We start from the raw sequence: 10,569 nt of genomic DNA on the forward strand, positions 1-10,569 counted from the left end.
TTTGTAAGTTGTGAAACTAAATTACATAAATTACTTTCACTTTCTGCTGCTTTGCTGTACAGTTGTCTGCGTAGGGTACAGAGGTAAGATGTTCTATCTTTCAGACCTTTTATTTCACGTAATTGAATGTGGCTGAATAGCTGCCCCGATGAGGTTCTCGTCGGGGTGTTTTTTTATGCGCGCCATTTAGAGTAAATGCTTTAAATTGGCGATGCATTTGATAGAATGAGGCTGCTTCTTGAGGAATACCTGTCGTCTGGTACTCAAGATTCAGCTTCTTCCCAATTTTTTGAACTTATTATTTCAGGCTGGATGGCATCACTGTCGTCCGGCCTCATTTTTATCCCTTTCGGTTAGATCTTGTAATTAAATTTCATTTTTGTCTCTTTTTGTGATTCTTGTTCGTTTTGAAAGAACGAATTTGAAAACGCTATCAACGCCTACTTAAGTTAATTATTCGTGTGAATTAACTGCCTATCTATATGAACTTTAAGCAGTATTGGATATAGCAGGGGGAGGCGAATGCGGGGTATTTGTCATGAGGCAGGTGAAAGCAGTAATCTGAAACCCTTTCAATCAGCGGAGGAGTGCTCCGCCAATTGCAAGGAGAGCGAGGAGTAGATTACTCCTCGGCAGGTTGCTGTTCATCAGCGTCCAGCAGGTCGGTATCGTCACCACTGACGTACCATTCGGTCAGGGTTTGCGCCAGCTTCTCCACACCGATATGGGTGAGGGAGGAAAACGCTTCGACCTGGATCTGGGAACCGAGGTTGGCAACGGCCTGGCGCACCTTGATCACCTGGTTGTTGCGCGGGCCGGGGCTCAATTTGTCAGCCTTGGTCAGCAGCAGCATGACGGGCAGCTGACGGTGCGAGCTCCACTCCAGCATGTTCATGTCGGTATCTTTGAGCGGGTGGCGGATGTCCATCAGGATCACCAGACCTTTCAATGACTCACGTCGCTGCAGATACTCTGCCAGTGACTTTTGCCACTTGAGCTTCATTTCCAGCGGAACTTGCGCATAACCATAACCCGGCAAGTCGACCAGACGCTTGCCCGGTTCCAGCTCAAACAGGTTGATCAGCTGGGTACGACCGGGTGTCTTACTGGTGCGCGCCAGGTTCTTGTGTTTGGTTAAGGTGTTCAATGCAGATGACTTACCGGCGTTGGAACGGCCGGCAAACGCGATCTCGACACCCCCATCATTTGGCAGGTGACGGATGTCGGGTGCGCTGGTCACAAAATGCACCTTATTGAAATTCAGAGTTTGTGTATCCAACGTAAATTCCCCATGGAGATAGAGGGTTATAGAGTTACTTTTTTGTAAAATGGTGTAAAATAGCGTCGCTTAAACGCGTTTATTTTAACATGCCTTCAGCGGCATGGGATCTGGAAGCCTAATAACGAAAAGTTGGAACGCCATGAAGAACCTAGTCATTACTCTTGCTCTGATGGTTGGCGTAACGGGGATGGCACAAGCCAAGGGCGATGCCGCTGCGGGACAGACCAAGGCTGCCGTTTGTGCGGCTTGTCATGGACCGGACGGAAACAGCCTGGTTGATATGTACCCCAAAATTGCTGGTCAGCACGCATCATATATCAAAAAACAGTTAGTTGAACTGAAGGCTGCCGCTTCTGGTCAAATTGGCCGGGTTGCGCCAGTGATGGGGCCGATGGCGTTACCTTTGTCGGAACAGGACATGGATGACCTGGCGGCTTATTTCTCCAGCCTGAAGGTTACCCCTATCGCTGTCCCTGACGACGTGGTCGAAGCGGGCAAGGCACTCTATATGGGTGGTGACATGAGTCGCGGTCTGGCAGCTTGTACGGCTTGCCATGGTCCCCGTGGCTCTGGTGTCGAACAGGCGAAGTATCCCAACCTGTCCGGCCAGCATCCTGCCTATATCAAAGCTCAGCTCACCGCATTCCGTGCCGGGACGCGTGACAACGATCCGAATGGCATGATGCGGGACGTTGCCAAGAAACTGACTGATCAGGATATCGAAGCTCTCTCCAAATATGTGGCGGGTCTGCACTGATATAGTCGATACGGTCGATTTGAGTTGAAACGGGGAGCCTGGGCTCCCCGTTGTTTTTATGGCTTTCAGATAATTCTCGGTTTAATCCCCCCGTTCTGTAAGAGATCTCCCATTCTCAAGGCAGGCCAAGGCTCATAAAATTGCATAAAATATTAAATAATCATTATTTATCAATAAATTATATGAATATTGATATCTTTCGACATGTTGAGAATGTTTTGAGTGGATTGAGCCGCTTTATAGAGTTGGTACAGTAGGCTTAATGGATTCACCCACGGATTGGGTGGCGGTTTCACGACAGGGTGTTGTGAGCAGAGGATGGCTGGCGTGGCGGGATGCCATGGGCTCGGATGAGCTGGCAAAGGATTGAAGGATCAGGATGGTGACCATCTCCGGAGCGGGATGGGGGTGCGGGATGCAGACTCCCCGGCACGATGGCAGGATGCGGTCGAGACGGGTCAAACAGGCACACGCACATTCAGGAACGACCAATATAAGGTCAGGATGACCACACAACGATATGATGCGGCGACAAGTTGTCACGGAGAGGACGAAACAGATTGTTTTGCCATTCAGGATGGCGCACGCATGAACATATCAAGGCAGCTTCGGCTGCCTTTTTTCTTTTGGGTCATTAACCCGATCAGCCATTCTGTGTCAAAATACCAGCAACATGCCCAGAGGATACCGATCCTGCGGTGTTCAGTGGCCTGATTGGGCCTGATTGGTGCGGGATCCTGCTCTTGTTCCAGCCTTACTGTTCCTCGCATCGTATCCCACCGGGTGAGATCATCCCGGGTACGGGTCAAACCAGTTATTTTCGGAGTTAGCCATTCATGTCTGCCAAACAACCCACTCGCAAGCCTACTGGCAAGCGCAAAGAATCTGATGTCAGTGCTCAGGAAGGCCGTGAGCGTAAACGGGCAGCCAAGCGCAAAGGCCTGAAGGCTGGTTCTCGTCAGCAAGTTGAACAGCCGAAGAGCAAGTCTGGCAATAGCCAGTCCAAAGATCCGCGTATCGGTTCCCGCAAGCCGGTGGTACTGGTGGTGGATGACAAACAGAAGAAGCCGACAGCCCCCAAGGCGGTGAAAGAGAAGAAGCTGGTGATGACCCCCGAGCAGGAGCTGGCTTCCATCGAAAACGATGACCGCTTGAATGATCTGCTGGATCGTCTTGATGCCGGTGAAACCCTGGAAGCGGCCGAGCAGGCCTGGGTTGATCAGCGCGTCGACCGTTATCAGGAGCTGATGGATGAGTTGGGCATCATCGACAACGACGATGATGAAGATGACGAGCTGCCGTTTGATGATGGCGATGACGCCGAGTTCGACGAGCAGAAACCGGCCTCCGAAGAGGAGTTGTGGGACCGTTTCAACCAGGTCGATTTCAAGCCGGAACCCAAGCCTGAGCCGAAGAAAAAGTGATGAGTGGATGGATGCTGGCCGCCCTGTTGGGCGGCCTGATTTTGTCAGGATTGGCCATCTATGCAGGCATGCTGCTGGCCAGGCTGAGACGACAGCAAGCGATGCAGTGGCAGGCGATTACCGCTCGCAATGAACGAATTCTGGAGAGCGTGCGGGTCATTGCTCATGCGGTGCAGGAGGGGCAGTGCGATTACTCCGAAGGCGCCATTCGGCTGACCAATCTGCTGGATGCGTTGCAGATCAAGGGGGGGCGGGCGTTCGTTGCCGAGTTCCCGGGTCTGTACGGGCTGTATGAGAAGGTGAAAGATATGCCGACTCATGAGGCCAGACGCGCCCTCAAGCGCAATGAAGTGATGAAGATGGATCTCGAACGCAGCGGCTACGAGGCCGAGCTGGAGGCTCAGATCCTCAAGGATGTGGCCCAGCTGAAGGATTTTCAGTTAGGTCGGTGAGCCAACAATAACAACAAGAGAGGAAGCGAGCGTGCAAGCAGAACAGATTGTGTGGGATCAGGCCCTGATCGAAAAATATAACTACAGTGGCCCGCGATACACCTCTTATCCCACTGCGCTGGAGTTCAACGAGAGCTTCGGCTATCCGGATTTTGTCCGCGCTGCCGGCCAGTATCCCGAGCGCAATCTGTCGCTCTACGTGCATATCCCTTTCTGTCACAAGCTCTGCTACTACTGCGGCTGCAACAAGGTCATTACCCGCCATCAGCACAAGGCTGACGAGTATCTCGACTACCTGGAGCAGGAGATCAAGGCGCAAGCCCCGCTCTTCAAGCACCGTCTGGTCACCCAGCTGCACTGGGGGGGTGGAACACCCACCTATCTGGATGAAGCACAAACGCGCCGTCTGATGGCCATGCTGCGTGAGCACTTCCATTTCGCCGAAGAGGGGGAGTTCAGCATCGAGGTCGATCCGCGCGAGATTGCCATTACCATGCTGGATGTGCTGCGAGACGTCGGCTTCAATCGCATCAGCCTTGGGGTGCAGGACTTCAACAAGGATGTACAGGTTGCGGTCAACCGCGAGCAGGACAACGACTTTATTAAAGCCATGTTGGAACGAGCCCGTGAACTTGGCTTCCGCTCGACCAACCTCGACCTTATCTATGGCCTGCCGCATCAGGATCGTGCCAGCTTCCACCATACGTTGGAAGAGGTGCTCAAGACGGATCCGGCGCGCCTCTCCATCTTCAACTATGCCCATCTGCCGAGCCGCTTTGCCGCCCAGCGCAAGTTGAAAGAGGTGGATATGCCAGCTCCGCAGGAGAAGCTGGCCATGTTGCAGGATACTATCGCCTTCCTCACCGGTCAGGGTTACCAGTTCATCGGCATGGACCATTTTGCCAAACCAGATGACGAACTGGCGGTCGCGCAGCGCGAGGGTAAGCTGCACCGCAACTTCCAGGGCTATACCACTCAAGGTGATTGCGATCTGCTGGGGCTGGGGGTCTCCTCCATCAGCATGATCGGGGATGCCTACTCGCAGAATCAGAAAGAGCTCAAAACCTATTACGGTCAGGTTGAGGAGTTGGGGCATGCCCAGTGGAAAGGCTGCTCGCTCAATCAGGATGACCTGATCCGCCGTGAAGTTATCAAGCGCCTTATCTGCGATTTTCGTTTGAACTTCACCACCATTGAGCAGACATTTGGCTTGGATTTCAAAGAGTACTTCGCCGAGGATCTCAAGCTGCTACAGACCTTTATCGATGATGGGCTGGTGCGCATGACTGATGCCGGGCTTGAGGTATCTTCCACAGGACAGCTGTTGATCCGCAATATCTGCATGTGCTTCGACGTCTACCTGCGCAACAAGGCTCGCCAGCAGCAGTTTTCTCGTGTGATATAAGCGTGTTTGCCGATCAGAAAACAGAGAAGGGCGCCATCGTGGCGCCCTTCTCATCTGTATTTTTGCTTAAGCAGCGGGTCGGGAAGGTTCTGGTAAGAACTCTCTGCGCTGAGGCAAGCAATTGAGAGCCAAGCAAGGGGACGGTGAAATGCAGATAAAAAGATGGGGGCGACTTGCGTCGCCCCCGGTAGTCGTATCGCTCAGATCCTTGAACGAAGTTGCTCCCTGCAATCCCTGACTGTTTACCTCTTCCTTTAGGTTTCCCCTTCCCAATCCTTTGGGGTGTCCTTTAGCCATCTTGGCCTGACGAGTCATCCTGTCCCGTCGCACTTTCTCCGTCCTGGGAGGTGTCCTTTACCACATCCTGTGGTGAGTCCATTTGCCCAACCCTGGCAGCCAGTCTTCCTGACCGACTTCATTGCGTCCGTGCATGAGTAACTATAAGGATTTTCTAACCGGCTACAACGCCAGATTGGAAAACGTTTTTGTCATTAGCTGTTTCGAAAGTGGTGAGTTTCGATTTATTCATTTATAAACAGCTAGTTAAGTTTCTCGTCTTCATGTTTTAAGATCTTATCTTCCGATTATCTCGGGGATCTTTTCGGCTGTTGGCTTACATATGGAATGGCAGATCTCTTACAGCGCGTTTTGGTTGCTTCAGAAACAGATTTTGCAGTCTGATGATGGTCATTCGGGGTGAGTTGGTGAGGCACACAAAGAGCGGCTGAATGGAGAAATTATGAGCGCTGGTTGAGCCGATCATAGATGGTCTGGCGCTCTTCAGGAGTCAGCGAAGAGAAGTAGTGGGTAAAGAGGCGCAGCAACAGGGACTTGTTCATGCCATCTTGCTGGGTCAGATTACCCAGCTCGTCGATGGCCACCGTGCTCATGGAGAAGGTGGCCTTTTTGTAGCTGGGCTTCAGGTGCTCGCCACTCTCGATAAAGGCCAACGCCGACAAGGCCTCATCACGATGCAGGCCCAGTTCGAGGCTGACCACCTTGGGTTTGCCCTTGGCGTAGAACTCCGCATCTTCGATAAATTCGTCAACGGTGAACTTCTTCTGGTGATGCAACTGGTGCTTTTTCTTCAGATCAGCCAGACCCATCTCACACCCCCACTTGCAGGAACTCTTTGGCGATGGCCCGGATCTCTTCGGCGGATTTGCCATCCGGCTCGATCTCCATCACCGACAGTCCCTTCTCTTCGCTGTCGTCATAGACGTTGCGGCCATAGGTGATGGCGTTTAGGACGTCGACACCGAACGAGGAGCAAACCTCTTTCGCTTCCAGAATGCGTTTTACCTGATTGGGCAGGGCGGGGCACTGGGTCAGCACTACGGCTGCATTGAGGGTCGGGTTGACCATCTTGCAGGTGGTGATGAGATCTTCCATGTGGGGCAGGGTCTTGAGGTCGCGACGTTTCGGGCGCAAGGGGATCAGGGCGTGGGTGGCGACAGCCATAGTGGAGCGCAGTGCCCGGTTGTCTTGCCCGCCGCAATCGACGATGACGTAGTCGTAGCGGTTTTTCAGGCTGAGCAGGTCGTTGCGAATATTGCCATAGAGCTGTACGCAGTTGATTTGTGGCAGCTCCGGGTTGTCATTGCGCTCCTGAATCCAGTCAGAGGTGGTGCGCTGCGGGTCGCAGTCGACCAGTAACACCTCCCCCTGAAATTGGGATCTGAGGTAGACCGCCAGATTTTGTGCCAGGCAGCTCTTGCCACTCCCCCCCTTCTCTCCACCGACCAACAAGATCATGACGTTCCCCTATCCATGAGAAAACCGCTGATTTCAGTATAGGAGGGGCCTGTCTCATCACAAGGCGAGAGGAGTGATGCTCCTCTCGTTGTTTCGACTAGTAATGAACGCTGCCTCCCTGCCAGCGGCAGACATAGTCAGGCACCAGCATTTGAGGGGCCTTGTCGACATGGCATACCACCATGGGCATGGCAGGGGCTCCTTCAGCCTGACTGAGGGTGGGGAGCGCAGAGAGCAGCAAAGTCGCGAGCAACAGCATGGGTTTCATTTTCATAACAACTCCTTGGTAGTGCCATTTATGTGTGATCTGGATCACTTTTTGAGTTAAGTCGAGGTTGGCGCCAGCGCAAGGTGAGACGAATAAATTCAATTAATGAAAAAAGTATCAAAAGGCGTTGTGGTGACCGACGAGGATGGCTGCCCACCTTGATGCGGACTTTGTGCATATTAAGTTGAACTGCACAAAGAGGTGATGACTTATAAGGCCGAGCCTGATGGGGTTGGCATCAATGCCATGATCTGGAACAAGAAAAGATTTATGCAGTGAATGTGGTAGATGTGAGTATTTATTTCTCCCGCGTTCCTCCCGTCACGGCGATGTATTCAATACCTAGGGAGTAATATTCAAATTCTATTTGTAAAGTTATTTACAGTAATGATTTTTAACGGTTTTTGTTATTTGCATTTAATCACTCCAGTGAACTGGTATGAATAAAAAATGAATCAACCTGAAATATAGCGGGGTGTTTTTGCATGGTTATTCGGTGAGCTTTGTGTGGAAAATGCGCAATTTGCTACCGGGGTCATAGATTGGATGGTGAATATATTCAGTTCTGAGTGAATGTGATCAATGTCTAAGTTTGTCGTTATTCGCAGGGCTAACCTCGGTCTCGAAAGGCAAGGGCAGGATAGAACATAAGCCGATTACCCTACATAAAGAATATCCCGCCTTAGCCACGAGCATGAATAGAAGGAATCTATTCAATCACTCGCAGGGACCACTGCTAGACGGAATATAATCATGAGCAAATTTTATGTAGGTTCTGAAGTTGGCCAATTGCGCCGTGTCATGTTGCACCGCCCCAACCTCAGTCTGAAGCGTCTGACTCCTTCCAACTGCCAGGATCTGCTGTTCGATGACGTCCTGTCTGTTGAACGCGCCGGTCAGGAGCACGACAAATTCGCTCAGGTACTGCGCGATCAGAATGTCGAAGTTTTCCTGCTGACCAATCTGCTGGCCGAGACTCTGGATGTGCCGGAAGCCAAAACATGGCTGCTGCAACATCAGGTCTCCGACTATCGCCTCGGCTCTTCTTTTGCCAACGACGTGCGCTGCTTCCTGGCTGACATGCCGCACCGTGAACTGGCCCGCATTCTCTCCGGCGGCCTGACCTACTCCGAGATGCCCTACAGCGGCGTCAACATGGTAGTGGGCATGCACGCTCCGACCGATTTCATCATCGAGCCGCTGCCCAACCACCTCTTTACCCGTGACACCTCCTGCTGGGTTTACGGTGGCGTCTCCATCAACCCGATGGCCAAGCCGGCTCGTCGCCGCGAGACCAACCATGTGAAGGCCATCTACCGCTGGCACCCGATGTTTGCCGGTCAGGACTTCATCAAGTACTTCGGTGACGAGGAGCGTGACTACGACAACTCCACCATCGAGGGTGGCGACGTACTGGTTATCGGCCGCGGCGCCGTGCTGATCGGTATGTCCGAGCGCACCACCCCGCAAGGTGTCGAGCACCTGGCTCGCAGCCTGTTCAAACACGGTCAGGCTAAACAGGTCATCGCCATGGAGCTGCCGAAACACCGCAGCTGCATGCACCTGGATACCGTGATGACCCACATGGATATCGACACCTTCTCCGTCTATCCGGAAGTGATCCGCAAGGATGTGCAGTGCTGGAGCCTGACTCCGGGCGGCGCCACCGGCATGAACATCAAGGAAGAGGGTTACTTCGTCACTGCTATCGAGAAAGCGCTGGGCGTGGATCAGCTGAAGATCATCACCACTGGCGGTGACAGCTTCGAAGCCGAACGTGAGCAGTGGAACGACGCCAACAACGTGCTGACCGTGCGTCCCGGCGTGGTGGTGGGTTACGAGCGCAATACCTACACCAACGAGAAGTATGACAAAGCCGGTATCACAGTTCTCTCCATCCCGGGTGATGAACTGGGCCGTGGCCGCGGCGGCGCCCGCTGCATGAGCTGCCCGATGGAACGCGACAGCATCTGATGAGACGGCGTGGCGCCGGCAGAAGCTGGCGCCACACAGAACCAAACTCGAGATTAACCACTATGAAAAAACCAACTGTCGTCGTCGCTCTGGGTGGCAATGCTCTGCTCCGTCGTGGTGAGCCACTGGAAGCGGATATCCAGCGCAAGAACATCGCAACGGCCGCCAAGACCATCGCCCTGATCGCTCAGGAGTACAACGTGGTGCTGGTGCATGGCAACGGCCCGCAAGTCGGCCTGCTGGCCCTGCAGAACAGCGCCTACACCAAGGTATCCCCCTATCCGCTGGATGTGCTGGGTGCCGAGTCCCAGGGCATGATCGGCTACATGCTGATTCAGGAACTGAAAAACCTGATGCCGAGCCGCAACGTCACCGCGCTGCTGACTCAGGTGCAGGTCGATCCCAAGGATCCGGCATTCGCCAACCCGACCAAATTTATCGGCCCTGTTTACGAAGAGGCTGAAGCCCGCACTCTGGCAGAAGAGAAGCACTGGGTCGTCAAGGCTGACGGCAAGTTCTTCCGCCGCGTAGTGCCATCCCCGCTGCCCCAGCGCATCGTCGAAGGCGACGCTATCGAAACCCTGATTGCCCAGGGCCACCTCATCATCTGTACCGGTGGTGGCGGCATCCCTGTGACTTGGGATGGCCAGAGCCTGACCGGTATCGAAGCCGTCATCGACAAGGACATGTCTGCCGCCTATCTGGCCAAGCAGATCAAGGCCGACGCCCTGCTGATCCTGACCGATGCCGATGCCGTCTATCTGGATTGGGGCAAACCGACCCAGCATCCGCTGCGGGTCACCAGCCCGGACGAGCTGGCCGGGGTCAAGTTCGACGCAGGTTCCATGGGGCCGAAAGTCGAAGCCTCCTGTGAATTTGTCAAAGCGACCGGCGGTATGGTCGGCATCGGCTCGCTGGAAGATGGCCTCGCTATCCTCAAGGGTGAAGCCGGCACCAATATCGTCGCCACCCGCACCGTACATGCGTAATTACCGATATCTGTACTGAGAATGCGTAGTCAACACTACTGCCCGAACTGGTCTGAAACATATATAGAGAGAACTCATCATGGCTTTTAATCTGCGTAACCGTAACTTCCTGAAACTGCTGGACTTCACCCCGCGCGAAATCCAATACATGATCGACCTGGCCATCGACCTGAAGAAAGCCAAATACGGTGGCTACGAGCGCAAGCATCTGGTCGGCAAGAACATCGCCCTGATTTTCGAGAAGACCTCTACCCGCACCCGTT

Annotated in this window: 10 protein-coding genes and 1 pseudogene; 7 read left to right on the forward strand and 4 right to left on the reverse strand. The window is 53.4% G+C overall.

The genetic code is table 11. From position 1 onward, the window contains the following. Positions 1 to 622 precede the first annotated feature (622 nt). Positions 623 to 1,279, reverse strand: coding sequence for a ribosome biogenesis GTP-binding protein YihA/YsxC (gene yihA, locus AACS18_RS01555; RefSeq protein WP_043823173.1), 657 nt, complete (start codon positions 1,277 to 1,279; stop codon positions 623 to 625). A gap of 142 nt (positions 1,280 to 1,421) precedes the next feature. Here yihA and AACS18_RS01560 point away from each other — a divergent pair, with 142 nt between their 5' ends. From AACS18_RS01560 to hemN, 4 genes are all read left to right on the forward strand, one after another. Then, a complete protein-coding gene (locus tag AACS18_RS01560; RefSeq protein WP_005339710.1) occupies positions 1,422 to 2,039 on the forward strand; it encodes a c-type cytochrome in 618 nt (205 codons plus the stop codon). 836 nt (positions 2,040 to 2,875) lie between these two features. Then, positions 2,876 to 3,463, forward strand: coding sequence for a Der GTPase-activating protein YihI (gene yihI, locus AACS18_RS01565; RefSeq protein WP_108613527.1), 588 nt, complete (start codon positions 2,876 to 2,878; stop codon positions 3,461 to 3,463). Positions 3,464 to 3,474: 11 nt separating this feature from the next. Continuing rightward, positions 3,475 to 3,915: a DUF2489 domain-containing protein gene (locus tag AACS18_RS01570; RefSeq protein ID WP_005339712.1), complete on the forward strand. Its 441-nt coding sequence runs from the start codon at positions 3,475 to 3,477 to the stop codon at positions 3,913 to 3,915. A gap of 31 nt (positions 3,916 to 3,946) precedes the next feature. After that, positions 3,947 to 5,320, forward strand: coding sequence for an oxygen-independent coproporphyrinogen III oxidase (gene hemN, locus AACS18_RS01575; protein WP_108613528.1), 1,374 nt, complete (start codon positions 3,947 to 3,949; stop codon positions 5,318 to 5,320). Positions 5,321 to 6,057: 737 nt separating this feature from the next. Here the strand turns inward: hemN and AACS18_RS01580 are convergent. The 3 genes from AACS18_RS01580 to AACS18_RS01590 form a co-directional block, all read right to left on the reverse strand. After that, complete coding sequence (locus AACS18_RS01580) at positions 6,058 to 6,426, reverse strand: CopG family transcriptional regulator (RefSeq protein WP_108613529.1); 369 nt, start codon at positions 6,424 to 6,426, stop codon at positions 6,058 to 6,060. A gap of 1 nt (position 6,427) precedes the next feature. Beyond that, positions 6,428 to 7,075, reverse strand: coding sequence for an AAA family ATPase (locus AACS18_RS01585; RefSeq protein ID WP_005339716.1), 648 nt, complete (start codon positions 7,073 to 7,075; stop codon positions 6,428 to 6,430). A 97-nt stretch (positions 7,076 to 7,172) separates the two neighbouring features. Beyond that, positions 7,173 to 7,349, reverse strand: coding sequence for a hypothetical protein (locus tag AACS18_RS01590; RefSeq protein ID WP_005339717.1), 177 nt, complete (start codon positions 7,347 to 7,349; stop codon positions 7,173 to 7,175). 747 nt (positions 7,350 to 8,096) lie between these two features. Here AACS18_RS01590 and arcA point away from each other — a divergent pair. The 3 genes and pseudogenes from arcA to AACS18_RS01605 all read left to right on the forward strand — a co-directional run. Then, positions 8,097 to 9,317, forward strand: coding sequence for an arginine deiminase (arcA, locus tag AACS18_RS01595; RefSeq protein WP_005339718.1), 1,221 nt, complete (start codon positions 8,097 to 8,099; stop codon positions 9,315 to 9,317). Between the two features lie 62 nt (positions 9,318 to 9,379). Beyond that, positions 9,380 to 10,306 (forward strand): carbamate kinase, encoded by a 927-nt coding sequence (gene arcC, locus AACS18_RS01600; protein ID WP_108613530.1) that lies wholly within the window; start codon positions 9,380 to 9,382, stop codon positions 10,304 to 10,306. A gap of 79 nt (positions 10,307 to 10,385) precedes the next feature. Further along, positions 10,386 to 10,569 (forward strand): annotated as a pseudogene (locus AACS18_RS01605) (ornithine carbamoyltransferase); the annotation flags it as partial.

Origin of the sequence: Aeromonas sp. HMWF015 (assembly GCF_963878965.1) — a bacterium.
Taxonomy (GTDB): Bacteria; Pseudomonadota; Gammaproteobacteria; order Enterobacterales; family Aeromonadaceae; genus Aeromonas; species Aeromonas veronii.

Excerpts from the sequence above, each read along its gene's own strand:
- AACS18_RS01560 (WP_005339710.1), top strand. The coding sequence starts at position 1,422 with ATGAAGAACCTAGTCATTACTCTTGCTCTGATGGTTGGCGTAACGGGG.
- yihI (WP_108613527.1), top strand. The coding sequence starts at position 2,876 with ATGTCTGCCAAACAACCCACTCGCAAGCCTACTGGCAAGCGCAAAGAA.
- AACS18_RS01570 (WP_005339712.1), top strand. The coding sequence starts at position 3,475 with ATGCTGGCCGCCCTGTTGGGCGGCCTGATTTTGTCAGGATTGGCCATC.
- AACS18_RS01580 (WP_108613529.1), bottom strand. The coding sequence starts at position 6,426 with ATGGGTCTGGCTGATCTGAAGAAAAAGCACCAGTTGCATCACCAGAAG.
- AACS18_RS01585 (WP_005339716.1), bottom strand. The coding sequence starts at position 7,075 with ATGATCTTGTTGGTCGGTGGAGAGAAGGGGGGGAGTGGCAAGAGCTGC.
- AACS18_RS01590 (WP_005339717.1), bottom strand. The coding sequence starts at position 7,349 with ATGAAAATGAAACCCATGCTGTTGCTCGCGACTTTGCTGCTCTCTGCG.
- arcA (WP_005339718.1), top strand. The coding sequence starts at position 8,097 with ATGAGCAAATTTTATGTAGGTTCTGAAGTTGGCCAATTGCGCCGTGTC.
- arcC (WP_108613530.1), top strand. The coding sequence starts at position 9,380 with ATGAAAAAACCAACTGTCGTCGTCGCTCTGGGTGGCAATGCTCTGCTC.